A 24,643-nucleotide genomic window follows, 5' to 3' on the forward strand; every position below is an offset into this window, starting at 1 on the left:
TCGCCGGTGGGCAGCGCGGGCGCGAGGCGCGGCGCGCCGGTCGCGAGGGCGCGCAGCCAGCCGTCCCGGGTCTCCCCCCCCACCCCCGCCCACCCCCCGCCGGCCCCCCGCCCCCCCCGGCCCCCGACCGTCGCCCCGCGAGCCAGCGCGACGGCGACGACGCCCGGCTGTTCGGCGGCGACGCCGAGTCTGAAAGACGCTCCCGCGAGTTCAGCGAGACCGGCGACCACCCGTCGGTGTGACCCAGACCAACGCCAGGCCGGCGAGCAGGACCAGGATCGCTGCCTCGGCGAGCACGCTGACCAGGGCCTGCGGGGACGGCTGCAGCCCCCGCTCCTCGAACCCGAACACGCCGACCGTGCGGGACAGCACGAACCCGACCAGCGCGCCGGCCGCCAGCCCGGCCGCGCCGAGCCGCAACACGGGCGACCCCGCCACGACGAGGCTGACCAGCAGCAGCGCGGCGACCGCGAACGAGCCCGCCGCCTGCACCGCGAACGCGACGCCGACGTCGTGGATCGACCGGTAGCCATGCCGGTAGAGGTCGAGGTGGACGTAACCGCTGACCACCAGCAGCCCCGCCGCGGCCACGTCGACGGCGCGGACCGCCCAGCCGCGGGCGGCCCCGGGCGTCACGCCAGCTCCAGGTCGGTGATCGCCGGCCGCGGGTCGCGGGGCAGGTAACTGACCTCGCGGATCCCCAGGGCGGCCGCCAGCTGGCCGGCCGGCAGGGTCTGGGGCGTCGGTGCCGGGCCGTCGCCGGGCCTGGGCAGCGGGTAGGCCGTGGTCGTCGCGCTGCGGAAGACCACGTTGCCCTCGGTCCGGCTGAACAGCTGGTGGACGTGGCCGTTGAGGCAGGTCACCGAGGAGAACCGGCGCAGGTAGCTCAGGGCCTGGACGGCGTCGTCGGTGCCCCAGCCCCAGGTCGGGTACATCGCGAAGAGCGGGATGTGGCTGAAGACCAGGATCGGGGTGTCGCTGGACAGGCCGGCCACGTCCTGGCGGATGAAGGCGAGCTGGTCGGTACCCAGGTGGCCGAGCTTCTCCAGGCTCAGGGTGTTCACCAGGGCGAGGACGTGGACGCCCTTGACGTCGAAGCTGTACCAGCCGTCGCCGCGGGAGCCGGCGCCGAAGGTCGCCCGGTAGGCCCGGCCGCCGTCGTCGACGGAGTCGTGCTCGCCCGGCACGGTGTGCACGCCGCCGGTCCGCAGGCCCTGCATCATCCGGCTGACCTGGTCGAACTGGGCCGGCGTGGACAGGTGGGTGAGGTCGCCGGTGTGCATGACGAAGTCCGGCCGGTCGGGCAGCGCGTTGACCTGGGCGATGGCCCGGGCGAACGAGCCGGTGACGTCGGGGTTGGCGGTCCCGTGGAAGCCGATGTGGCTGTCGCTGATCTGGGCGAAGCGCAGCGTCGCCTGGTCGGCCGCGGCCGCCTGGCCGGTGGCCCGGCCGTCCGAGACCTGGCTGATCACCTCGCCGCCGGCGACGGTCAGGGCCACCGCGGCCCCGAACCAGGCGCCGTGGCGGGCCAGCTGCCGGCGGGTCATGCCCGCCCGGGCGCCGGGCCCCGCCGGCTCGTCGTGGGTGCCGCCGGTGCGCTCGTTCCTCATGGCGTCACCACCACCGTGGCGAGCATGAACGGGTGGATGGAACACAGGTACGGGTAGGTCCCCGGCTTCGTGAACGTGTACTGGTAGGTCGCTCCGGTGTCCATTGTCGGCGAACGGAAACTGCCGTCCTTGGCGGTGACGGTGTGGGCGTCGGAATCGGTGTTGGTCCAGGTCACGGTCGTGCCGACCTTTACCGTCACGGCCTCCGGCGAGAAGGCGAAGTTCTGGATGGTGACCTTGCTGGTCGCCGTAGCCAGGCCGGCCGCCGAACCGCTGCCGGCTCCGGCCGACATCGTCATGCCCGGCATCGTCATACCCAGCATCGTCGCGCTGGGCGTGCCACCATCCCCACCAGCGGCGCTGGTCGCCGCCGGCGGAGTGGACACGCTGGCACCGGCCTGCGCCGCGGGTCCCGAGGAGCCGCCGCACGCGGCCAGCATGGGCAGCCCAGCCGCCAGCGCCACCAGCGCGACGAGCCGTCCAGCCCGTCCCGGACCGATAGGAATTCGCATTGCCGTGACCCGTCCGGCCCATTGTCAGGGGCCTTGTGTCGGGGGCCCACAGACGCCGGGCCCGCACATTTCCGTCCGCTTCTAGATAGCGGTCGGGGTTACACGGCGAGCGGCGGCGAAGAATATCCTGGTGTATTCCAGGGAAAGCGGGCGGCTCAGACCGGGTTCGGCGGGACGAAGACCTGCACGAGCCCGTCGATCTCGCGGACCCGCAGCTCCGGCAGGCGCCGAGGCTGCGGCCGCAGCTGGGAGCGCACGACCTCACCCGTCACCGCGAAGACGGTCCGGTGGCACGGGCAGTTCAGCCGCGCGACCGCCGGGTCCAGCACGAGCCGGCAGCCCTGATGGGTACAGGTACCGGTGACGCCGCGGACCTGCCCGTCGGCGCCGCGCTCCACGAAGCCGCTGACCGCGCCGGCGTCGAACGGATGGACCCCGCCCACCGGCAGGTCACGGGCGGTCGCGACGGTCCGCCAGACCCCGTTGTTCGGCGTCAGGACCGCCGTCTGGTCGACCGGCGGCGCCTCGTCGGCCGTGGCCGGCTGGCTGCCCGCCCGGCTGGCCAGCACCCGGTCGAGGCCAGCACCGACCGCGGCCGAGCCGGCCGCCAGCGAGGTGACCTGGACGACCCTGCGGCGGGTCGATCGCGCCGAGCCCTCAGGCCGGTAGCGACCGTCGGGCCCGCCGGCCTGGGCACCGCTCGCGGCCTCGGCGCCAGGGCCGGCCGCCGCCGCTTCCAGTTCGGCGGCCGCGAGCCGTCGGTGCAGCTGCTCGACGAAGTCGGGTCGCACAGCGCCGGCGCCGGGCCGGGCCGAGCTGAGCAGGATGGCCGTCCGGACCTGCTCGTCGTCCCCCGGCCGGGCCCGGAACGGCCTCGGTCGCCGCTGGTGGATCAGGTCCTCGATGAAGCGCCACGGGCCGCCCCGGCCGCGCGGCCCCCTCACAGCGCCATCCTCCTGGCCACCTCGGCCGCCTGGCGCAACGCCCGGTGCTGCAGGACCTTCGCGTTCGACACGGTGACGCCGAGCTCGGTGGCGGCGTCCCGTACCGAGCAGGCCTGCAGGAACCGCAGCCGCAGGATGCGCTCCTGGCGCGGCGGCAACGCGCGCAGGATCGCCTCCGCACGGGCGATCGCCTCCGCGTCGTCGTCCCGCTCGACGAACGCCGTCTCGACCCGCTCCTCGTCCAGCGTCGTGACGGGCAGACCGAGCGTGCGGCGCCAGTAGCCGGCGAGCACCGTGCGCGCGGTGGCGAGCAGGTACGCCCGGACCTCGCCGACGCTGGCCGACACCCGCAGCGGGCGCAGCGCCGTCATGAACACCTCGGCCGTGAGGTCCTCGGCGTCCGCCCGGTTGCCGACCTTCGCGAACATGATCCGGTACACCCGTTCGACGTTGTCGCGGTAGATCTCGTCCCAGCCCGCGTAGCCGGCGTCGGGCACCACCCGCAGGTGCGGCCCGGTCCCGGTACCCCGGCGGTCGGCCGGCGGACCGCCGTCCGGCCCGCGCCCGCCCGGCCGGTCAGCGGCGCGCCCCGGCCCACGGTCGTCGTCCGACGCACCCGCGGTCGGCTCCGCTGTACCCGGCCCGTCCCCGGCCGGCCGCGCCGAGTCCGGAGATCGTCGCCGCGCACCCCATCCACCCGCTGCCACCTACCACCGTCCGAAACCGATCGTCCCCGCTGACGCCGCCACCCATCAGATAGGGGCGGTGGTTACACGCGGGCCGGCGCCTCAAACCGGGCACCTCAGACCCGGGCACGTCAGGCCGGGCACCTCAGACCCGGGCACTTCAGGCCGGGCACCTCAGATCCGGGCGCCTCAGACCGGGCGCAGCCGGTGGGCGAGGGCCGTGCCGTAGCCGGCGGCCACGGCGAGGGCGGTCGCGCCTTCGACGAGCCACATGCCCCGTCCCCACAGGCCGGGGACGTAGAAGTTCCAGTAGGCCCCCAGCAGAAGTACCACGCCGGCGACGCCGAAGAGGGTGAGGCCCATCGCGGGGACGTAGTCCGGCGTCGCCGCCCGCGGCCGGCGTCGCAGCAGCGCCCAGGCGACGGCGAGCACCAGCAGGCCGAGGATCGCGCCGCCGACGCGGAACAGCAGCGTGTCGCCGGCGTTCTCGAGGCTCGCGGCCCGCGCGCAGTTCGTGGCCGCGGGCTGCGCGACCAGCCAGTGCGCGCAGCTCCCCGCCGGCACGGCGGCCCCGGCCGGCAGCCCGAAGACGAACGCCGTGCCGGCGAACACGGCGAGCAGCCGGGCCAGCAGGGCCGACAGCCCGACCGCGACCAGCCCGGCGGCGGCCATCCGGACGCCGGCGACCGCCAGCGCCGCGACGACGAAGGGCCGCCGGGCGCGGTGGGCCGCCCTGGCCACGGCGCGCGGGCTGCCGAACCGCTCGATGGCCCGCAGCTGGGCCGTGGCGGGGTCGAGTCCCGCCGCGATCTCCGCGTCGGCCGCGTCGCGCAGGTGCGCCTCGGTCTCGACCAGCAGGCGGCGGACCTCCCCCGCTGGGCCGGTCGACCGGGCCAGCAGCTCGTCCAGGTACTCCTCGATCGTCATCCGGCGACCCCCAGTACGGCGTTGACGCTGGCGGAGAAGCGCCGCCATTTGGTGGTGGCGGCGGCGAGCGCGGCCGCCCCCTGGGCCGTCAGCCGGTAGATCCGGCGGCGGCGGCCGTCATGCGTGTCCCAGTCGCTCTCCAGCAGGCCCTGTGTCTCCAGCCGGTGCAGCAACGGGTAGACCGTGCCCTCCGGCATGTCGAACGCTCCGTCGCTGCGGCGCCTCAACTGCGCGATCACCTCGTACCCGTGCCCCGGGCCCGCGCTGAGCACGGAAAGGATCAAGGTGTCGAGGTGCCCCTTGGCTCGATCAACTCCCATACCTAGATAGTCTAGGTGTCATCGCGAGCCAGGGGAAGGGAACACATGCGCAGATCGTGGATTCCGCCGGTAGCAGTACCACTCGGCGTCGCCGCCGGCTTCGTGGGCGCCCACCTCGTTCTCGTCGGCTCCGGCCTGATCCTGATCCCGTGGGGGCTCCTGGCCGCGGTCCTCGGCCTGGGAGCGCGCGGACGGCGTTCGGCCGCCGCCACCGGTGGACTCTTCGGCTTCGCCCTCGCGGTGACCTTCATGATCGCCGGCTACGACGGCGCCGCGCCGCTCACGTCGAGGCTCGCGCCCTTCGCCCTGCTCGGCCTGGTCGGCGCGGCCGGGGCCGTCATCCCATCCCTCGGGGCCAGACTCCTCGCGGGCCGGCTCGCCCGAGCGGTCTAGTGCCGTGTCCGGCCAGGTCCGCCCGCTGACATGATCGCCGTTTCGGCCCTCGCATGGTCACAAAAACGCCGCGGTTACAGCCACGCGAGGGCGAAAACCGCGATCTTGCCGGCCTCGGGACGAGGCGAACCTTGTCGGACCGAGGTCGGGCTGCCCACTCCTACGCACTGGGCGTGGCTTGTGGGGAGACGCTGGCGGAGAATCGCGGTGTCAGCTCGACCGGGCGAGGAGGCGCGATGGCCGACGGGGTCGATGCCGCGGACGTCGCCGGCACGGCTGGGGCGGACATCGCCGGCACGGCCGGGATGGACGCGGTCCGGGAGTTCGAGTGCCACCGCGGCCGGCTGCTGGCCGTCGCCTACCGGGTGCTCGGGCGGACCGGCGACGCCGAGGACGTGGTGCAGGACGCCTGGCTGCGCTGGAGCCTGGCCGACGTCGGGCAGGTCGCGGACCCCGAGGCGTACCTGGTCCGCACGACGACCCGGCTGGCGATCGACCGGCTGCGCAGCGCGCAGGCGCGCCATGAGTCCTACGTCGGGCCCTGGCTGCCCGAGCCGATGCTCACCAGCCCTGACGTGGCCGAGGACGTGGCACTGGCCGACTCGGTCTCGACCGCGCTGCTGCTGGTGCTGGAGACGCTGTCCCCGATCGAGCGGGCGGTGTTCGTGCTGCGGGAGGCGTTCGGCTACCCGTACGGCGAGATCGCCGAGATCGTCGGGCGGACCGAGGCGACCGCCCGCCAGACCGCGCGGCACGCCCGCGCGCACGTCGAGGCCCGGCGCACCCGCTACGACACCGATCTGGCCACCCGCACGGCCGCGACCGAACGGTTCCTGGCCGCGGCCGCCGGGGGCGACCTGGGCGCGCTGATGGCGGTGCTCGCGCCCGACGTCGAGCTGGTCAGCGACGGCGGCGGTCTCGCCCCGGCGCCGCGCAAGGCGATTCACGGCGCCGAGCTGGTGGCCCGGGCACTGGCGACCTTCGCTGGCCGGATGCCGCCGGAGCCGAGCGTCGAGCTGGTCACGCTCAACGCGGGCCCCGGCATCGTGATCCGGTCCGGCGGGACCGCGGTGGTGGCGATCACCCTGCATCTGGTGGACGGCCTGGTGCAGACCGTCCACCTGGTCAGCAACCCCGAGAAGCTGACCGCGCTGGGCCAGGCCTGAGTACCCGGGAGCCGGGTACCCGAGAGCCGTGTGCCCCGAAGCCGTGTGCCCGGGAGCCGAGCGCCCGGGAGCCGAGCGCCCGGGAGCCGAGCGCCCGGGAGCCGACGGCCGCGCGCCGGCCGCGCTCACCGGCCACGGCGGGCCCAGCGCGGCCCGGTGCCCGGCGCCAGCATCGTCATCGGGGCGCTGAACCACCGCGACAGCCGGTAGGTCCAGGGCGGGCTGCCGCTGACCAGCTCCTTGTAGGTCACGGCCGCCCGGCCCTTCAGGTACCAGCGCCGAGGGCTGTCGTCGCCGTGGGTGAACTGGATGACGGCGTCACGGCGCCCGAGGCTCACCGGCTGGTGGATGTAGCCAAACCGGAACGGCCTGGGAGCCCGGCCGCGCAGCTGGCGCCCGATGCTGTCGGCGGCGTGCGCGGCGGTCGGGAGCCCGCTCTGGCAGCTCCCGTGCAGGGTCCCCCAGGGCTGGCGCACCGCGGCAGCGTCGCCGATCACGTAGACCGCCGGGTCCGTCTCGGAGCGCAGCGCCTGGTCGACGACGACCCGGCCGTGGCCGTCCACCGCGAGGCCGGCCTCGGCGGCCAGCACCGGCGCGCGGAAGCCGGTGGTCCACACGACGGCGTCCGCCGCCAGCGGCGCCAGGTCGCCGTCGATCTCGACCGCGCCCGGCAGCACCTTCGTGACGTCCACGCCGGCGCGCACCTCGATCCCGAGCCGGTCGAGCGCCCGGTACAGGTAGGCGCGGGCCGCGGCACCCATCATGAGCCCCGGCTCGTCCCGGCTGAGCAGGACGACGCACAGGGCGGGAAACGTCTCGGCGATCTCGGCGGCCATCTCGATCCCGGTGAGCCCGGCACCGACGATCGCGACCCGCCCCGCCGCTGTGGCCTGGCCGGCTGGCGTCTCAGCGCCGGCTGACGTGCCAGCCCCGACGGTTACGTCCGCTCCGGCTCGAGCGAGCTCGGTCAGCCGGTCCGCCAGCCGGCCCGCCGCGGCCGGGCCGTTGAGGGTGTACGCGTGGTCGGCCGCGCCGGGCACCGAGCCGAGGTCGGCGGCGCTGCCCAGCGCGTAGACGAGGAGGTCGTACCCGAGCTGGCCGGGCCCGTCCGGGCCCTCGATGTCGACGGTGTGGGCAGCCCGGTCCAGCCGGACGGCCGAGCCCCGCACGAACGTGACGCCGGTGCCGGCGAGCAGCTGCGGGATGCGCAGGTCGGCCAGCTGCTGGCCGGTGGCGAGCTGGTGCAGGCGCAGGCGCTCGACGAACCGGTCGGACGGGTTCAGCAGGGTCACCTGGCCGCCCTGGCGCCGGGTCCGCCGGGCCACCCGGACCGCCGTCATCAGGCCGGTGTAGCCGCCGCCCAGGACCAGGATCCGGGTTCCTCCGCCGCTCGCGGCCGGGTTCTTCCGCACTGTCATGGGGTCCTCCTCGGTGGGTGGCGTCCCGTCTGGGCGCCGCTCACCCCGAGGACGAGACGGCCCCACCGAACCGTGAATCGACCCGGACGTGACCCGCATCACAGCCCCTGCGCCGCACCGCGGCCGGCCGCGTGACGGGCATCGACCGGCCGCGCGCAACAACCAATCCGCCATGGATCGATTGCCAGAAAATGGGCCAGAAAGCGACTTCGGTCCTGGCGATTCCCCGTCATCTCCGGTATTTCTGCAGGGCATTCGCCCCGCCGCGCCAGGCATTTAATCCGCCGGCAGCCAACCATTCGCCAACCGTTCGCCTGTGGCCAGGCATATTGCGAGCTTCTTGAACCGTCGGCTGAATGGCCGATATCGTGGCGGAATATCGACAGAAAGGGTGAGCGCGTGGACCAGGACGGCATCGCGGCGAAGAACGGCGTCCCAGCTGTCATCCGTCAGCGCGACGGGTCCGCCGACGACGGCGACCAGCCGACCCCGGAGGTGGCCCAGCGGATCGCCGACCTGCGGGTACTGCTGGACCAGGGCCTGGCCGACCAGATCGGCGTCGGCCACTCGCTCGGCATCCACCTGCGAGACCTGGAGGTCGGTCTTTCCGTCTGGACGCTTCAGCCCTCGCCGGCGGCCGCGAACGCCATGTTCATCGTGCACGGCGGAGTGATCGCCACCCTGATGGACACCGCGATGGGCAGCGCCGTCTACACGAGGCTGCCGGCCGACACCTTTTACACGACCCTGGAACTCAAGGTGAACTTCGTCCGCCCGGTCGGCCTGACCGCGGACATCCTGACGTGCGAGGCGCGGCCCGTCCACGTCGGGCGCCGCACGGCGACCGCGGAGGCCACCGTCACCACCGCCGACGGAAAGCTCGTCGCGCACGGCAGCTGCACCTGCCTGCTGACCACCGCCTGACAGTCCCGCAGGGACCTGACAGTCTCTCCGGGATCCGCCGTCGGGATCCGCCAGTCCGCGCCCGCCAGCGCGGCTCAGATCAGGTCCAGCCCGCGCAGGTCGCTGACGTACTTCCGGAGCAGCGCGGCCGAGATTCCGGGTGTGGCCGCCGCGGCGCCGAGCCCGGCCGCGCGCGCGGCGGCGAGGAAGCGGTCGGCGGGGGCACGGCCGGTCGGGGAATGGTCGGTCGGGGAATGGCCGGTCGGGAATCCGAGGCGGCCGACGGGGTCGCCGGACTGTCCGAACGCGGTGAGCAGGGGAAGCATCGAGTACCGCCGGCGCCTCTCGGGCAGCGCGCGCACGGCGGTCGCGAAACGCGCCAGCCACTGGGCGTAGTCGTCGATCCGCGTCAGGCGGCAGCCGGCCTCGACGAGCCCGTCGACGAGCGTGTCGAGGGAAGGTCCGTCGCCGGACGGCGGGAGCACGTTGAAGGTCTGGTAGCCCTGGTCCGGCCACGCGCCCAGCGTGGCGACGGCGGCCGCGGTGACGTCGACCGGCAGGCCGCCGACCAGCGCCCGCGCCCGGCCCCCGCCGGCGTCCTCGAAGGTCCGCGGCGCGAGGCTCGTGGCGACGAGACTGAGCAACAGCCTGGTGACGACGTCGGAGAGGTTCAGCTGCCCCGCGTAGCGACTGTGCGCGAGGATCAGGTCCGGCCGGAACACGGCCACCGGCAGGCCGCACCGTTCGTGCGCCGCCCTGAGCAGCACCTCCCCCGCCCATTTGCTCGTCGCGTAGCCGCTGGCGTATCGCCCGTCGAGCGCGCGGACCGGGCTCGTGAGGCGGATGTCGGCGTCCTCGGCGCAGGCGGCGGACTGGGCGGCGATCACGCCGACGGTGGACACGTAGGTGAACCGCTTGGTCCGCGCGGTGAGCGCCAGGCGGATCAGCCCGGCCGTGGCGACGACGTTGGGGCCGAACAGCTGCTCGTAGGGCAGCAGGTGGTTGACCAGGGCGGCCGAGTGGACAACGAGGTCGACGGTCTCGGCCAGGCGCCGCCAGGTCGCCTCGTCCAGGCCGAGGTCGGGTTCGCTGAGGTCGCCCGCGACGACCTCCAGGTGCCGGGCGGACAGCCGCTGGAACCGGGCGACCAGGTCGGGATCACCCGAGTCGAACGCCGCGGCGAGCCGGGCGCGCGCGGCCTCGGCGTCGCCGGCTCGCACGACGCAGATCAGCTGGCCGCCCGTCGGCGCCAGCCGCTCCAGCCATTCCAGGCACAGGAAACGGCCGAGGTAGCCGGTGGAGCCGGTCAGCAGCACGACGCGGGCCGGGCCGCTCGACCGCGGCGGTGCGCCGGGCGGGACGAGCGTCCGGACGTCGAGGAACCTGTCCAGGATGATGTCGGTGGCGCTGACCCGCGTGGCGCCGGCGCCGTGCACTGTCGCGAACGTCGGCCCGCTCGCCCCCGACCGCAGCGCCGTTTCGACGTGGCTCGCCACCTTCCGGAGGTCGTGGGCCGGGCTGGTGATGACGCCCACCGGCACGTCGACCGCGAAGATCTCGGCGAGCAGCGTGGCGAACGACAGCGCGGACAGCGAGTCGCCGCCGAGGTCGAGGAAGTGCGCGTCGGGGTGCGCCTCGCCGCTCGCGCCGCCGAGCAACGCCTGGGCGGCCCGCGTCACGGCGTCGAGCACCGGCTGGTCGCGGCCCGCGCGGCGCAGCGCGGCCAGCTCGTCGGCCTCCCGTTCGGCGAGCTCGGCGTACAGCCGCTCCAGCCGCTCGCCGTAGTGGCGCTCAAGGCTGGGGCGCAGCGGTTTGCGGACGTCCGAGAGCAGGCCGTTCTCGACGCTGAACGGCTCGGTCTCGATCAGGACGTCGCGGGGGATCTCGTAGGGGCTCAGGCCGGCGTCCCGCGCGGTTCGCCGCAGGGACGCGTGGATCAGCGATCTGAGCGTCGCGCTGTCCTCCCCGGCCCGGTCGAGGGCCGCCGCCGAGGGCACCGCCACCGCGAGCAGGTAGGCACGCTCGCTGTTGCCGTAGACGAAGACCTGGTGGACGAGCGGGCTGGTGGCGAACAGCGCCTCCAGCCGGGCGACGGCGACGAACTCGCCCTGGGACAGTTTCAGCAGGTTGGCGCGACGCTCTACGAAGACCAGCTCGTCCGGCCCGGTCTCGGCCATGATGTCGCCGGTCCGGTAGTAGCCGTCGTCGTCGACGAGCCGCGCGGTGAGCTTGGGGCGCCGGTAGTACCCGGGGATGAGGGCGGCCGTCCTGACCAGCAGTTCGCCGCGAGGGTGCGGCGAGTCGGCGCGGGAGTAGCCCAGCTCGGGGACGTCGTCGAGCCGGTAGTCCCGCACCGGGGGCCGGGACACCCTCCCGTCTACGAGCACGCGCCCGGCCTCGGTCGAGCCGTAGCCGTCGTGCGCCGGGAGCTGGGTGCACGACTCGATGAACGCGGCCATCTCGGCGGACAACGGAGCGGACCCGGAGCCGATCCAGGCCAGGCGGCCACCGAGAAGATCCTCGCGCAGCTCCTTCTTCACCTCCGCGTCTATCGCCGCCTGGTCCCCCGCGCCGGCCGACCGCCGGTCCAGCTCGCCGCGGTGGCGCTGGAACAGCAGGTCGCAGAGCCGGGGCACCAGGCGCAGCGCCGTCGGCCGGACCAGCGCGATGTCCTCGAACAGCGTCGACAGGTCGCTCGTCGCCGCGAAGTGGCAGGTCCCCCCGGCGGCCAGCGTCCCGGCGAGCGTGGCCCGCGCCGACACGTGGCTCATCGGCAGGCAGTTGTAGGAGATGACCGGCAGGTCGTCGGAGCTGGGCCAGAACCCGGCGCGCCAGGCCATCTTGACCAGGCCGTTGGGGTACATCGCGCCCTTCGGCGCGCCGGTGCTGCCGGAGGTGTAGATCACGGTGGCGAGCAGCGCGTCGTCCGGCGTGGCCGCCGACGCCGGCGGCTCCGGAAGGCGCGCGCCCCGCGCCAGCAGGGTGGCCAGCGAGTCCAGCGCTGCCGGGCGGGCGGACTCGGCCAGGCGGCGTCGGGCGGCGTCGAACGCCTGCCGGTGCGCGTCGGCCTCGGCGTGGTCGTCGAAGACCACCAGCCGGCGCACCGACGGGCTGGCCAGCGCGCACTCGACGGCGGTCGCCAGCAGGTCCACCGTGACGGCGAGGATCCGCGGCTGCGTCTCGGCCAGAATCGACGCCAGCTGGCTCGCCGCCGCGCCGGACTGCAACGGCACCGAGACGGCCCCGCCGCGGACACAGGCCAGCTCGATCGCGGTGTAGTCGGCGCCGGTGAAACCGAGGACGCCGACAAGATCTCCGGCCCGCAGCGGGGCGCCGGGATGGTGCAGCCACTCGGCGGCGATCGCGCCGGCCCGTGACCACAGCTCGCGGTAGCTGATCGTGTCGAACCTCGGCAGCAGGCGAAGCGTGCTCAGGCCGGTCTCGGGGTCGACGACCAGCTCCCGCGCGCGCTCGCCGAGCGCGGGCCGGTCCGCGTAGCCCGCCGTGATGATCGCCAGGATTCGCCCCAGCGACAGCCCCGGCTCCCGGAGCGCCGCGGTGACCGCCGCGAGCGGCCGGGCGGCGCGGACCTGCTGGTCGGTCGCGTACAGCTCGGCGACCCGGCGCCGGCTCCGCTCGTCGAGTCCAGGGCCGCCGAGTCCAGGGCTACCGAGTCCAGGGCTACCGAGTCCCGGACCACCGAGTCCAGGGCCGCCGGGCAGTGGGGCCGTCGCCATCGTCAGCCTCCCATGCGTCGCGGTCGAGCGGGCCGGTCTCTAGAACACGTACCGGCGCCTGAGCTCGGCCAGGGTGTCGACGAAGCCGTTCAGGTCCTTGTCGGCAATCCGGTCGTTCATCAGCAGCCGGATCACCGCCGCGTCCTTCTTCACCGCGGGGTAGCCGAACATCGGGACCAGGTACCCGCGGTCCAGGAACTCCTGGCGGACCCGCAGCCCGACGTCCCGGGAGCCGATCGCGATCGAGGTGACGTAGGTCGGGGTGGGGTTGATGGCGCAGCCGATCTCGAGCAGTCGCGCACGCAGCCCGTCGACCCGGTCGAGGTAGCGCTCCATCACCGACGGGTCCGCTCGCATCCTGCGCAGCACGTGCACGATGGCGCCGGCGGTCGGCGGCTGGATGTTGGTGGTGAACATCGAGGTGCCCGAGAGGTAGTGGAAGGCGTCGATCGCGTCGGCCGGTCCGGCGAGGGCTCCACCGCTCAGCCCGACTCCCTTGCCGAACGACACCATCAGGAAGGTCACCCGGCGCAGCGCCTCGTACTCGGCGGCGAACCGGTGGCCGCCGTTGCCGTAGACCATGAAGCCGTTGGCGTCGTCGGCGAAGCTGACCGCGCCGAACTCGTCGCACAGGTCGAGGATCGCGCCGATCGGCGCGATCGAGCCGTCCGCGGAGTACACGGTCTCGAACCCCACGATCACCCGCCGGCCGCGCAGCTGCTCCAGCAGCTCCCTGAGATGGGCGGTGTCGTTGTGGCGGAAGGCGAACAGATTGCGCCCCCGCTCGAACCCCTCGGTGCCCTTCCAGACGCTCCAGTGGCTGCGCCGGTCGAGCACGAGCACGGCGTCCGTGTTGTCCACGCCGATCCGGTCGTCGAACGAGAAGGCAGCGCTCATCGCGTTGACGAAGCCGACGTTGGCCAGCAGCCCGGTGGCGAAGGTGAGCGCCTTCTCCTTGCCGCTGATCTCGGCGACCAGCCGCTCCAGCTCCAGGTGCGGCCGGGACACCCCCTGGACCAGCCGGGAGCCACCGACGACCAGGCCGTACGTCGTCGCCGTCTCGGCGAAGACCCTGCGCACCTCGGAGTCGTGCTGCCAGCCCAGGATGCCGATGCCGGCAAAGTTGATCATCTTGCGGCCGTCGACGCTGATGACCGCGTCGTTCACGTCGTCGAGCTCGGGTGGCATCACGAAATCGCCGCCGCGGCGGGTGGCGTCCACCCACGCGGAGAATCCCCAGCGGTCAAGGGCCGGATCCGCGGACCTGGTGGTCACGATCGTTCCTCATCTCGTCCGTCGTGCCTGGTCTCCGTCGTACCTGGTCAGACGTCGTACCTGATCAGACGTCGCCCCTGATCAGACGTCGTGCCTGGTCAGAGCAGGGCTCCGAGCCGGGCGTCGGCCTCCTGGGCGCTGACGCCGAAGTCGGCGAGGTCGTAGCGGTGCGAACGCACCTGCGCGTCCTGGGCCAGCACGGCGGCCATCGCGGGGCGGGCGTCGTCGGTGAGCTCCCAGCCGAGGTGGCGGTAGATGCCGGCGACGACCGCGAGCGGGTCGGCCGTGAACTCCGCGAACTCGACGTCGTAGAACCTGGCGGGGTCGTGCCTGGCCCGGTCGGCGGCGAACCGCGCGAGCGTGCGCTCGGCGAGGTCGAGCAGGACGGGGCCGATCGCGGCGCCCTGGAAGGTCGACGACGTGCCGCCGGCGAGCCTGCTCGCCATGCTGCACGCCGACCCCAGCACCGCGCCGGCGGGCCGGCGATGGGTCTGGATGATCATGGCATCGGGGTAGGCCGCGAGCAGCGCGTCCAGGCACGGCAGGTGGCTGGAGGACTTGAGCACCCAGCGGCGGTCGGGGTCACGCAGCCCGATCAGCTGGAGGTTGCGCCGGTGCCGCAGGTACGCCTCGGTCCAGTCCTGGCCGGCCAGCCAGTCGGAGTAGCTCGGGACGTAGCCGGTGAACTCGAAGTACGCGGAGAGCATCGACTGGCGGGTCAGCAGCCAGCACTCCTCGACGCCGTCGGCCGTGCGGTCGTGAATCCCCCGGTAGTCGGGCTGCCGCGCGAAGAAGCCCTCGACGCCCTGCTCGACCGCCCGGAAGAGCGGGTCGCCCAGCCAGTCCGACCGCGGTGGCCGGGGCTGGGGGGCGTAGGTGAGCCACAGTTCGAGGCCCTGGTTGGCGACGTCGGCGGTCAGCAGCCGGTGCAGCGTGGTCGTGCCCGTGCGCGGCAGGCCGATGATGAAGACCGGTCGCTCGATCGGGGTCTGGGCGTAGTCCGGGTACTGGCGCCACCCGGCCTCGCTGAACAGGCGGGCGACCAGGATGGTGCACAGCTCGTCCCGGATCAGGCGGGCGCCGTCCGGGGTCAGGCCGGCTTCCTGCTCGTAGGCGGCCAGGACGACCGTGAGTCCCTCCAGGTAGTCCGGCGGCCCGAAGTCGGCCAGCCCGGTCAGGTCGCGGGCAGTGGCGTGGAGTTCCTCGACCGTTCCGATCGTGGTCACGGGCTGCGCTCCTCGAGTCCGTCAGCGGTAGGTCCTCGCGCCCGGACCGGGGCCGCCGGGGGCGGGGCCGCCCCGGTCCGGGTGCGAGCTCAGTCCGGCAGGGACGAGAACGCCTCGGCCAGCAGGCGCCGCTCGGTCACGGCGACCGAGATCGGCCGGCCGGCCGCGATGCCACCGTCGACGCCGAGGTCCTGGCCGGTGACGAACGACGAGGCGTCCGACGCGAGCCACAGCGCCGCGGCGGCCACGTCCTCGACCCGGCCCGCCCGCCGCAGTGACTGGTGGCTGGCCAGCGCCTCGACGAACAGCGGCTCCAGCGCCGCGGCCGTCCGGTCGGCCCGGTCGGCGTCGACGCCGGCGTTCTTGGCGAAGATGCCGGTCGGGATCGGGCCGGGCGAGATGCTGTTCACCCGGATCCCGCGCAGCCCCAGCTCGACCGCGGCCGAGCGGGTCAGCTGGTGCACCCCGGCCTTGGCCGTCGAGTAGCTGATGTCCGACCAGCCAGCCCGGTGCCCGCCGATGCTCGACATGTTGATGATGCTGCCCGCCCCGCGCGGGATCATGATCCGGGCCGCGTACTTGATGCCCAGGAACATGCCGCCCGCGTGCACGGCCAGCGTGTCGAGGAACGCCGCGTAGTCCGCCTCCGGGAGCGGCAGCGGCTTCGCCACGCCCACCCCGGCGTTGTTGACCAGCACGTCCAGGCCGCCGAACTCGTCGGCCGCCGTGGCCATCAGCGCCTCGACGTCGGCCTCGACGCGGACGTCGGCGGCGGTGAACCGGGCCCGGGGGCCCAGGTCGGCGGCGAGCGCCTCGCCCACGTCCTTGCGCCGGCCGCCGATGACGACCGACGCGCCCTCGGCCACGAACGTCGCCGCCGTGTGGGCCCCGATCCCGCTGGTGGCTCCGGTGATGACCGCGATCTTGCCGTCCAGCACGCCCATCTGGGTCTCCTCGCCGCTAGGCCTGGCTGGCCGCGGGCGTGCGGCAGGCGGCGACGAACCGGGTCAGCTCGTCGACCCGGTCGGTGCGGGCGTCGACCGCGCGGTTCACGACCCGGATGAGGTGCTCGTAGGCGTCGGTGTGGTCGTAGTGCGCGGCGTCGGCGATCTTCAGAGCCCACCGCCAGTAGCCGCGCAGCGTGTCGGCCAGCGGCATCCGGAACCCGGCGATGACGTCGCGGATCGGCTCGACCACCGCGTCGCCGTGCACCCGCAGGCTGCGCTCCACCAGGTCGGCGAAGAACGTGAAGTGGCGGGCCTCGTCGCGGCTCAGCCGGTTGAGCACCTCCACCAGCACGGGGTCGCCGACGACGGCGCGCAGCTGCTGGTAGTAGATCTGGGTCGCCTTCTCCTGGACGAGCGCGTAGGCGAACAGCGACACGCCGTGCTCAAGCGGCGAGGTGAAGGGCTTGCGCCCCTCGACGGCCAGCTCGGTGCGCAGCCTCGCCGGCTCGGACAGCCCGGACGCCACCTGGTAGGCGAACAGCGCCCGGGCGTGCACGTCCTCCTCCTCGGCCCAGCGGACCGTGAAGTGGTACAGCTCGCGGTTGTGGGTGAACGTGTCGACGTCGACCGACTCGTCGAGCGGGAACCGCCGGGAGTAGAGGCCGAAGTAGCCCGGCAGGTGGTCCTCGATGTAGGTGATGAACTGGACCGCCGAGCGCTGGCCCTCGGTGAGCTTGCCGGCGTCGGCCTGCGCCCAGGCGAAGGCCGACTCGACGTCCCAGCGTCGCTCGATCGGAGACGAGCGCATGAAGGTCCCGACGGCGTCGGCGACGTCGGTGGGGGGCAGCAGCGGCCCGGCGGCCTGGCCCACCGGCTCCGCTGCAGCCCTGAGGTTGCTGTCCAAACTCATGTCCGTCCTCCCGGAGCGGCGGTGGGCCTGGCCTGTCGGCGACCCGCGGGTGCGGTGACGCCTCGGCCGCGGGCCCCGGTGAGCGGCTCGGGCCTACCGGGACTTCTGGCAGACGAGCGCGTAGTGCTTGGTCGTGTAGCCCCAGCCGGCGTTGGCGACCTCCAGGTAGCGGCGCAGCGTCGCCGACATCCCCGGTGAGATCTCCTCGATGGCGTCGGCGTTGGCGTCGACGTTGCGGATCCACTCGTCGATCGTGAGGCGGTAGTCGTCGGTCAGGTCGTCGACGCTGACGACGGAGAACCCGGCGTCCTCGGCCGCCGCGACCAGGTCGGACAGCGGCCGCATGTCGCCCCAGCCGAAGATCGAGTTGCGGACGAACTCGAGCCCGACCGTGCGGTCGAACGTCTCGCGGGTGGCCGCGTTGCGGAAGCAGCTCTCCGAGACGTAGTAGCGGCCGCCCTTGCGCAGCATCGAGCGGGCCCTGCGCATCACGTGCACGAGGTCGGGCATGTGGACGATCGAGCCGAGCATCGTCACCGCGTCGAACGGCCCGTCGGGCAGGTCGGCCTGCTCGAAGTGACCCTGGACGGTCTGGACCCGGTCCGCGACGCCCAGCTCCGCGGCCCGCCCCGCGATGTAGGCGTGCTGGTTGCCCGCCGGGCTGATCCCGACGACCCGCGCCTTGTAGTGCTCGGCCATGAACAGGATCAGCGAGCCCCAGCCGCAGCCCACGTCGAGCAGCCGGTCGCCCTGGCGCAGGCCGAGGCGGTCGGCCACGAAGTGCAGCTTCTCGACCTGGGACTCGGCCAGCGTCAGGTCGGGCTTGCGGTAGTAGCCCGAGGAGTACTTGCGCATCGGGTCGAGGAACAGCCCGAAGATCCGCGGGTCGAGGTCGTAGTGCTGGTTGGTCTGCGCGGTCTCGGCGACAGCGTCTGTCCCGGCGGCAGAGTCTGTCCCGGCAGCCAGGTCCGTCCCGGCAGCCAGGTCCGTCACGGCGGTCATACGGCGGCCGTCTGGGCCAGCGCGTTCGCGAGCACCTCGGCGACCTCGCGGACCGTCGACGCGCCGAAGACCTCCTCGTCCTCGAGCTCGACGTCGTGGGCGCGCTCGATGCGGGCGATCACCCGCAGCACCTTGACCGAGTCGGCGCCCTCGACCGCCCGCAGGTCGGCGTCCGGCGAGACGGCCTCGGTGGAGATGCCGAGCTCCTCGGCCACGATGCCGGTGATCTCGGTGATGAGCTCGTCAGTCGACACTGACATGGGATTCCTCCGCGAGAGCGCTGGTGCTGGCAGGGTGGGGGCTGGCTGGGTGGCTGGTGGTGGCGGTCGCGACGGCGGCCGACAGCGCCTGGCGCAGGCGGTCGACCTCCGGGGCGTCCAGCGAGATCCGGCCGCGGGCCTCGTCGAGCGAGACAGTCTGGTAGCTGGCCGTGGCCGTGGCGACCAGGTCGCCACCCTCCTCGCGGATCTCCGCCTCGGTGTGGAGCAGCGGGCCCTTGCCCGGCCGGACGGTCGCGACGCACTCGTAGCCGCCGCCGACGATCACCGGCAGGACGTAGCGCACCCGCATGCCGGTGGTGAACGGGATCTGGCCGGTCCGCAGGACGATCAGGTTGCCCATGATCTCGTCGGCGATGACGCCGAGCAGCCCGCCGTGGACCACCCCGGGGTAGGACTCGTGCGCCCGCCCCAGCCGGAAGACGGTTCGCAGCCCGTCGCCGTGGTGGGTGAACCGCAGCTGGACCCCGCTCGGGTTGTGCGGCGAGCAGCCGAAGCACCGGTAGTCCGGCAGGACGTACCAGGGCAGCTCGATGTGGTCCGGCGAGGCGTGGTCGGCGCCGGCGTGGTCATGGCCTGCGTGCTCGTGGGTGGCGTGCTCGTGGGTGGCGTGCTCGTGCGTGCTGTGCTCGTGGGTGACCTGGTCCTCGACCGTCATGCGGCGAGGGCTTCCGCGAGCCGCCGGCGGACCCGGGCGTTGGAGCTGACGTCCATCCCGGTCAGCGAGGCGAACGCGCGGCGGATGTTGTCCTGGAGCTTCTCCAGCTCGCCGGTGGTGGCGACCTGCTCCAGGAACATCTCGAACGCGGTGTCGATCGTCTCGTGGTCCTTCAGGGCGACCAGCTCGCTCTTGAACACCCCGACTGGGTGCTTGATCCGCTGCTCGCCGGTGTAGACGTGCAGCGTCTCCAGCACCGACGGGAGCTCCTCCGGGTGCGCCTCCAGCCGCTTGCGGGCGAAGTGCAGGAACTCCCGGGCGTGCCCGGCCTCGTCGATGCTGGCGCTGCTCATGATCCCGCGCAGCACCGGCTCCTCGACCCAGGCCGCGACCGCGCGGTAGATGTGGTTCACGGTCAGCTCGGAGATGATGTTCGTCGCCAGCGTGGCGCACGGGGTGCTGCCGGGGTCGTACGGCTCGCGCATCGCCTCGACGGCCGCCGGCTTGACCTCGGCGCCGACCGCGTTCAGCCAGGTGCGGAACGCGAAGTGGTGCTGGAGCTCCTCGTAGCCCCAGATCGCCACGAACGCCGAGAAGTCGTAGTCGTCGAACTCGTTGAGGAAGCCGTGCTGCGCGGCGATCGAGTTCGCCTCGCCCATGACGGCGCTCTTGGCCATCGTGACGTACTCGGGCCGGACGAGGTCCTTGCGGACCTCGTGCCACGGGACGTCCGCCAGGCGCCAGTGCTTGCGTTCGTAGTGGTGGAAGACGTCGAAGCTGTGCATCCTGGGTCTCCTTCAGCGTTCGGGCTGGGGCTCGGGTGGGGCTCAGGCGTCCAGGCGGGCCGCCTCCCGGGTCAGCTCCCGGGCGGCGAGCCGCTGGAACTTCCCGCTGGAGGTGCGGGGCAGGTCGTCGGGGCCGACGAGGTGCACGGCCACGTCAGGCAGGCCGAGCGCGCCCGACACGGCGGCCCGCAGGTCGGCGGCGAGCCGGGCCCGGTCGGCCGGGTCCTCCAGCGCGCTCTCCCCCACGATGGTGATCAGCTCGCCACCGCCGTCGCCGGTGTCGGCGAACGCGACGCAGCGCCGGCGGTGCAGGCCGGGCGCGCCCCGGATCACGCTCTCGGCGTCCTCCGGGTAGAAGTTCACGCCACGCACGATGATCATTTCCTTGCGGCGGCCGGTCACGTACAGCTCGCCCGCGTGCTGGAACCCGAGGTCGCCGGTGCCGAGCCAGCCGTCCGCGTCGGGCTCAGGCGCGGGCGGCGCTCCCGGCGCGGTGAGGTAGCCGGACGTGACCGGCTCGCCGGCGATCTCGACCTCGCCGATCTCACGGTCCGCGACCGGCCGCCCGTGCTCGCCGACCACCCGGACCCGGACCCCGCGGACCGGCCCGCCGAGCGCGGGCAGCCCGCGGGCCCGCTGGTCGTCCGGGGCGACGAAGACCGCGCGGCCGTCCGCGGCCAGCCGGTCCCGGTCCACCCACAGCGCGGTCGGGACCCGGCCCAGCGGCGGGAAGGTGACCGCGAGCGTCGCCTCGGCCATTCCGTAGACCGGCAGCATCACCGTCGGCGCGAGGCCGGCCGGCGCGAAGTGCTCCAGGAAGCTCTCGATGCCGGCCATCGGGATCGGCTCGGCGCCGTTCAGCGCGACCCGCCAGCGGCTCAGGTCGAGCTGGGGCACCTCGTCGCGCGGCACGGCCTCGACGAGGGTCTCGTACCCGAAGCTCGGGGCCGGCGAGATCGTCCCGCCGCGGGCGGCGAACTCGCGCAGCCAGCGGGCCGGGTCCTTCACGAACGCCCCGGGGTTCCAGACCGTCATCGGGATGCCGGCGAACATGCCGGCCAGGGTGCCGAACAGGCCCATGTCGTGGAACATCGGCAGCCACAGGGCCCCGTGGTCCTCGCCCGGGCGGATGTCGATGCCCTCGGCGATCGCGGCGAGCCCGGCGAGGACGTTGCGGTGGGTCAGCCGCACCCCCTTCGGCGCCGCCGTGCTGCCCGAGGTGAACTGGACGACCGCGAGCTCGTCCGGTTTCACATCGGGCAGCCGCGGCGCGTCGCCGCCCGCGCCGCCGGCGGTGAGGCTGCCCAGCGGGATCAGCTCCACCCCGGCGAGCACCCCCGCGAGCCGGCTGGCCATCCCGCCGAGCTTGTCGTCGACGAGGATGCGCCGGATGCCGGCGGCCGCGACGATCCCCGACAGCCGGCTGGCGTAGCCGGACAGGTCACGGGCCGAGGTCGGCAGCGGCAGCGGGCAGGCGGCGGCGCCCACCCCCACGGCGGCGAACAGCGCGATGAGGAAGTCCGGGCTGTTGCGGCTGAGCACCCCGATCCGCTCGCGGCCCTCGACCCCGCGCCCGGCCAGCGCGCCGGCCGCGGTCTGGGAGACCGTCGCGAGTTCGCGGACGGTGAGGTCCCGGCCGGTGGAGGGAAAGGACACCGGGCATTCGGGATCGGCGGCGACGACCGCCGCCAGGGCGTCGGTGAGGTTGCCGGCGCTACCGGTGAGCATCTCTGTCTCCCTTGATGTTCACCAACAGGGACGCCGGCCCGCGCAGGGCCGCGTTCGGCCGGTACTCGACGTCCTCGGTCGCGAGCCGCAGCTCCCCAGCGCGGCTCAGCAGCGTCCCGATCGCGGCCTCGGCCTGAATGCGGGCGAGCGGCGCGCCGAGGCAGTAGTGCAGCCCGAGCGCGAAGCCGAGATGGCGGCGCGCGGGCGGGGACGCCGCGTACCGGGTGACGTCGAACCGGTCCGGGTCCGGGAACGCGGCCGGGTCGCGGTGCCCGGCGGCGCTGAGCACGACCACGCCGTCGCCGCGGCGGAAGCTCTGCCCGCCGACGGTGGTGTCGGTCAGCGCCACCCGGGTGACGAACTGGGACGGCGGGTCGTAGCGGAGCATCTCGTCGACCGCGGCGGGCATGAGCTCGGGCCGTTCGCGCAGCAGCGCCAGCTGGTCGGGGTGGCGCAGCAGCGCCAACACCCCGTTGGTGACCAGGTTCGCCGTCGTGTCGAGCCCCGCCGCCAGCAGCAGCGCGCAGAGCTCGACGATCTCCACCTCGGTCAGCACGTCCTGGTCCCGCTGGATCGCGACCAGCCGGCTGATCAGGTCGTCTCGTGGCGCGAGGCGCCGGACGGTGACCAGCTCGAACAGGTACCGGCCGAGGTCCCGGGCGCAGGCCGTGCGGACCACGATGTCCGCCGGGGAGAGCAGGTAGTCGGGGTCGGTGCCGCGGGCGATCCCCTGAATCCAGCCCAGGAAGGACGGCGCGTCGGCCGACGGGACGCCGAGCAGCCGGCACATCACGGCGACGGACAGCGGCCTGGCGAGGCCCGCGACGACGTCCAGGCCGCCTTCGTCGACCGCCGTCTCGACCAGGCGGTCGACGACCAGGCGGACGAACGGGGTCTCGGCGAGGCTCGCCCGCGGCGTGAAGGCCCGGCTGACCAGCGCGCGCAGCCGGGTGTGGTCGGGCGGGTCCATCCCGAGGAACGAGCCACCGGGAACCTCGCCGGGGGCGACGCCGGGCCGGAACGGGTTCAGCCCGTCGGCGTAGCCCCGGCCCCACTCGGCGCCCTGCAGCACCGCGGCGCAGCCCGCGTAGGTGGTCGCCACCGTCACCCGGGCCGCGCCGAGGCGGACCGGGCAGAACGGCGCCGTCTCCCGCAGCACCCGGTACCGGGGATACGGGTTGGCCCGGTGTTCGAGGTCGAAGGCGTCGAACTCGACGACATTCTCGACCACGGCATCGTTCACCATCGAGCCTTCGCTCCGATCTCGTCGACGGGTCGGTGCTCAGATCCTGAGGTGCTCAGATCTCGAATCGCACGGGCAGTTCCGCGATGCCGCGCACGACGATGTTCGGCCGGTAGGGCGGCGGGTCGGCCAGCAGCGTCATGACCGGGGCGCGGCGGGCGAGCTCCCGCAACATGCATTCCATTTCGAGGCGGACCAGCGGCGCGCCGATGCAGTAGTGATGTCCGACACCGAAACCGAGATGGCGAGGCACGGCCGTCGACTGGGCGTAACGGGTGAGGTCGAGCTTGTTCGGGTTCGGGAACGCACGCGGGTCACGATTGGCGGCGGCGAGCAGGATGAGAACGCCGGTGCCTTCCTTGAAGCTGTGGCCCGAGATCTCGACGTCCTGAACGGCCTTGCGGGTGGTCGCGTGCGACGGGCCGTCATAACGCATCAGCTCGTCGACGGCGGGCAGCGCGAGATCGGGATTGTTGCGCAGCACCTCGAACTGGTCGGGGTTGCGCGTCAGCGACAGCACGCCGTTGGCCAGCAGGTTCACGGTGGTCTCGTGACCGGCGATCAGCAGCACGGTGAGCGTGGCGATCATCTCGCCGGTGGTCAGCCGGTCGCCGCCGGCCTCGACCTGGGCCAGGGCGGTGATGAGGTCGTCCTTCGGCCGGGCCAGCCGCTCGGCGACCATCTTCTCGAAGTAGTCGCGGAAGTTCTGCGCGCCGTCGGCCCGGGCCTTCAGCTCCTCGGCGGTCAGCAGGGTGTCGGGGTCCAGGCCGCGGGCGACGCCGGCCGAGTTGGCCCGCACGAACGGCAGGTCCTCCGGGGGCACCCCGATCAGCTCGGCGATCATCGCGAGCGGCAGCGGGTAGGCGAGGTCCTCGACGACGTCGATCTCGCCCTTCTCGATCGCGTTGCCGACGACCTCGGCGGCGACCTTCTCGACCTGGGCGCGCAGCGTCTCCAGACCGCGAGCCGTGAAGGCCTTGCTGACCAGGCGGCGCAGCCGGGTGTGGTCCGGCGGCTCCATCCAGAGGAACGACGCGGGCAGGTCCGAGCCGTCGCTGTCCGGGTGCAGGAACTCGGGCTCCGCGGCGTGGCTCCACGCGTGGTCCTGCAGGACGGCGTCGGCCTCGGCGTACCGCGTGACGATCTGGAGGTTGAACGGGCCGGGCACGAACGGGCCCGTCTCCCGGAGCACGTCGTACGCGGGGTACGGGTCGTGCCGGGACTCCGGGACGAACGAGGCCAGGATCGCCTCCTCAACGGAGAGCGAGCCGGTCGCGGCGGGTGTCTCGGCCGGCGTCGCCATCGTCTGCGTTGTCGTGGGCTCCACGTGCGCTTCCTCTCGTGGGGATCAGCCGGTGGCGCGGTTTCGGCTGAGGCCAGGCGTTCATGCGCGGGCCGCTCGTCATCCATTTCGCGAGCGCATTGTTCGGGGACGGTTCACACCGTTGACGCGGGCCGGATTCGGGTGGCTTCGACAACGGACCGGCTGACTCTGGGGCGGCGGACAGAAAATGGGGGTCGGCGTCGGCGAAATTCCGCCGGGGATCGACTGGTCACGACGCGGTTTACGCGTGGCGCTGCGCTGTCCGGGTGACGGAGTGCTGTCCGTTGCTGGCTTGATATCCGTGTGCTGGCCGATATCCGCGGGCCTGTGTCGAGTTTCTGTCGCGGTCCGGTGCGCAGTCAAGGCCGGCCGGATCGATACAATCGATCTATCGCCATACCAACGCCACCCGGCCACCGCCGGGTAAAAGTAACAGTGAGGTAAAAGAAGACCGGCGGGCTCCAGCGCATACGGACGGTCGATGGCGAGCGCCGCGGGGCAACCCAATGTTTTCTGTCACGCCACCAGCTGGTCGAATTCTGGCGCGCAAATGTTCGCGGCCCGGGCGCCCCCCCCGGGGGGCCCCGGGCCCGGGACGTGCGGCCCCGCCCCCGGGAAACCCGGCTCCCGCCCCCCCCCCCAGAACCGGGG

Annotated in this window: 23 protein-coding genes and 2 pseudogenes; 3 read left to right on the forward strand and 22 right to left on the reverse strand. The window is 73.3% G+C overall.

What is annotated here, in order from left to right; translation table 11 throughout:
- The 8 genes and pseudogenes from I6A60_RS42305 to I6A60_RS35185 all read right to left on the reverse strand — a co-directional run.
- Window positions 1-230: pseudogene (locus I6A60_RS42305) on the reverse strand (hypothetical protein); the annotation flags it as partial.
- On the reverse strand, window positions 211-636 hold the full coding sequence (locus I6A60_RS35155; RefSeq protein ID WP_203024566.1) for a hypothetical protein: 426 nt from the start codon (window positions 634-636) through the stop codon (window positions 211-213). The gene I6A60_RS35155 and the pseudogene I6A60_RS42305, both read right to left, overlap by 20 nt.
- Window positions 633-1,610, reverse strand: coding sequence for a metallophosphoesterase (locus tag I6A60_RS35160; RefSeq protein WP_203024565.1), 978 nt, complete (start codon window positions 1,608-1,610; stop codon window positions 633-635). The genes I6A60_RS35155 and I6A60_RS35160 overlap by 4 nt, the downstream gene beginning before the upstream one ends.
- Window positions 1,607-2,122 carry a cupredoxin domain-containing protein gene (locus I6A60_RS35165; RefSeq protein WP_203024564.1) on the reverse strand — a complete coding sequence of 172 codons (516 nt, stop codon included), beginning with the start codon at window positions 2,120-2,122 and terminating at the stop codon, window positions 1,607-1,609. Before I6A60_RS35165 ends, I6A60_RS35160 begins: the two co-directional genes overlap by 4 nt.
- A gap of 155 nt (window positions 2,123-2,277) precedes the next feature.
- The gene (locus tag I6A60_RS43195) at window positions 2,278-3,066 is read right to left on the reverse strand and encodes a ubiquinol-cytochrome c reductase iron-sulfur subunit (RefSeq protein ID WP_203024563.1); all 789 of its coding nucleotides are present in this window, start codon (window positions 3,064-3,066) and stop codon (window positions 2,278-2,280) included.
- Window positions 3,063-3,566: an RNA polymerase sigma factor gene (locus I6A60_RS35175; RefSeq protein ID WP_203024562.1), complete on the reverse strand. Its 504-nt coding sequence runs from the start codon at window positions 3,564-3,566 to the stop codon at window positions 3,063-3,065. Before I6A60_RS35175 ends, I6A60_RS43195 begins: the two co-directional genes overlap by 4 nt.
- 375 nt (window positions 3,567-3,941) lie before the next feature.
- Window positions 3,942-4,679: a permease prefix domain 1-containing protein gene (locus I6A60_RS35180; RefSeq protein ID WP_203024561.1), complete on the reverse strand. Its 738-nt coding sequence runs from the start codon at window positions 4,677-4,679 to the stop codon at window positions 3,942-3,944.
- Entirely contained in the window at window positions 4,676-4,999 is a 324-nt protein-coding gene (locus tag I6A60_RS35185; protein ID WP_203024560.1) for a PadR family transcriptional regulator, read from the reverse strand. The genes I6A60_RS35180 and I6A60_RS35185 overlap by 4 nt, the downstream gene beginning before the upstream one ends.
- A gap of 45 nt (window positions 5,000-5,044) precedes the next feature.
- On the opposite strand from I6A60_RS35185, the gene I6A60_RS35190 reads away from it, so the two are divergent.
- Entirely contained in the window at window positions 5,045-5,392 is a 348-nt protein-coding gene (locus I6A60_RS35190; protein ID WP_203024559.1) for a hypothetical protein, read from the forward strand.
- A 305-nt stretch (window positions 5,393-5,697) separates the two neighbouring features.
- Window positions 5,698-6,558, forward strand: coding sequence for an RNA polymerase sigma factor SigJ (gene sigJ, locus I6A60_RS35195; protein ID WP_374113350.1), 861 nt, complete (start codon window positions 5,698-5,700; stop codon window positions 6,556-6,558).
- Window positions 6,559-6,587: 29 nt separating this feature from the next.
- On the opposite strand, the pseudogene I6A60_RS44305 reads toward sigJ, so the two are convergent.
- Both I6A60_RS44305 and I6A60_RS35205 read right to left on the reverse strand, forming a co-directional pair.
- A pseudogene (locus tag I6A60_RS44305) lies at window positions 6,588-6,641 on the reverse strand (hypothetical protein); the annotation flags it as partial.
- Window positions 6,642-6,683: 42 nt separating this feature from the next.
- A complete protein-coding gene (locus I6A60_RS35205) occupies window positions 6,684-7,976 on the reverse strand; it encodes an NAD(P)/FAD-dependent oxidoreductase (protein ID WP_203024557.1) in 1,293 nt (430 codons plus the stop codon).
- 399 nt (window positions 7,977-8,375) lie between these two features.
- Between I6A60_RS35205 and I6A60_RS35210 the strand changes: the two genes are divergently transcribed.
- Window positions 8,376-8,900, forward strand: coding sequence for a PaaI family thioesterase (locus I6A60_RS35210; RefSeq protein ID WP_307874024.1), 525 nt, complete (start codon window positions 8,376-8,378; stop codon window positions 8,898-8,900).
- Window positions 8,901-8,974: 74 nt separating this feature from the next.
- Here the strand turns inward: I6A60_RS35210 and car are convergent, their stop codons facing one another.
- The 12 genes from car to I6A60_RS35270 form a co-directional block, all read right to left on the reverse strand.
- Window positions 8,975-12,616 (reverse strand): carboxylic acid reductase, encoded by a 3,642-nt coding sequence (gene car, locus I6A60_RS35215; protein WP_238436901.1) that lies wholly within the window; start codon window positions 12,614-12,616, stop codon window positions 8,975-8,977.
- A 39-nt stretch (window positions 12,617-12,655) separates the two neighbouring features.
- Window positions 12,656-13,891 (reverse strand): pyridoxal phosphate-dependent aminotransferase family protein, encoded by a 1,236-nt coding sequence (locus tag I6A60_RS35220; protein WP_203024556.1) that lies wholly within the window; start codon window positions 13,889-13,891, stop codon window positions 12,656-12,658.
- 98 nt (window positions 13,892-13,989) lie between these two features.
- Window positions 13,990-15,117 (reverse strand): sulfotransferase, encoded by a 1,128-nt coding sequence (locus I6A60_RS35225; protein ID WP_203024555.1) that lies wholly within the window; start codon window positions 15,115-15,117, stop codon window positions 13,990-13,992.
- 89 nt (window positions 15,118-15,206) lie between these two features.
- Window positions 15,207-16,061, reverse strand: coding sequence for an SDR family NAD(P)-dependent oxidoreductase (locus I6A60_RS35230; RefSeq protein ID WP_203024554.1), 855 nt, complete (start codon window positions 16,059-16,061; stop codon window positions 15,207-15,209).
- 16 nt (window positions 16,062-16,077) lie between these two features.
- Entirely contained in the window at window positions 16,078-16,974 is an 897-nt protein-coding gene (locus I6A60_RS35235; RefSeq protein WP_203024553.1) for an acyl-ACP desaturase, read from the reverse strand.
- A gap of 93 nt (window positions 16,975-17,067) precedes the next feature.
- Window positions 17,068-17,976 (reverse strand): cyclopropane-fatty-acyl-phospholipid synthase family protein, encoded by a 909-nt coding sequence (locus I6A60_RS35240; RefSeq protein WP_238436902.1) that lies wholly within the window; start codon window positions 17,974-17,976, stop codon window positions 17,068-17,070.
- Window positions 17,973-18,236: an acyl carrier protein gene (locus I6A60_RS35245; RefSeq protein WP_203024552.1), complete on the reverse strand. Its 264-nt coding sequence runs from the start codon at window positions 18,234-18,236 to the stop codon at window positions 17,973-17,975. The genes I6A60_RS35240 and I6A60_RS35245 overlap by 4 nt, the downstream gene beginning before the upstream one ends.
- Window positions 18,220-18,912 carry a PaaI family thioesterase gene (locus tag I6A60_RS35250; RefSeq protein WP_203024551.1) on the reverse strand — a complete coding sequence of 231 codons (693 nt, stop codon included), beginning with the start codon at window positions 18,910-18,912 and terminating at the stop codon, window positions 18,220-18,222. The genes I6A60_RS35245 and I6A60_RS35250 overlap by 17 nt, the downstream gene beginning before the upstream one ends.
- Window positions 18,909-19,697: a ferritin-like domain-containing protein gene (locus I6A60_RS35255; RefSeq protein WP_013423779.1), complete on the reverse strand. Its 789-nt coding sequence runs from the start codon at window positions 19,695-19,697 to the stop codon at window positions 18,909-18,911. The genes I6A60_RS35250 and I6A60_RS35255 overlap by 4 nt, the downstream gene beginning before the upstream one ends.
- Window positions 19,698-19,739: 42 nt before the next feature.
- Complete coding sequence (locus tag I6A60_RS35260) at window positions 19,740-21,425, reverse strand: AMP-binding protein (RefSeq protein ID WP_203024550.1); 1,686 nt, start codon at window positions 21,423-21,425, stop codon at window positions 19,740-19,742.
- Window positions 21,412-22,671, reverse strand: a complete 1,260-nt coding sequence (locus I6A60_RS35265; RefSeq protein WP_203024549.1) for a cytochrome P450 — start codon at window positions 22,669-22,671, stop codon at window positions 21,412-21,414. Before I6A60_RS35265 ends, I6A60_RS35260 begins: the two co-directional genes overlap by 14 nt.
- A gap of 52 nt (window positions 22,672-22,723) precedes the next feature.
- Window positions 22,724-23,995: a cytochrome P450 gene (locus I6A60_RS35270; RefSeq protein WP_203024548.1), complete on the reverse strand. Its 1,272-nt coding sequence runs from the start codon at window positions 23,993-23,995 to the stop codon at window positions 22,724-22,726.
- Window positions 23,996-24,643 lie beyond the last annotated feature (648 nt).

It is taken from the genome of Frankia sp. AgB1.9 (assembly GCF_016786355.1).
In the GTDB taxonomy this organism is placed as follows: Bacteria; Actinomycetota; Actinomycetes; order Frankiales; family Frankiaceae; genus Pseudofrankia.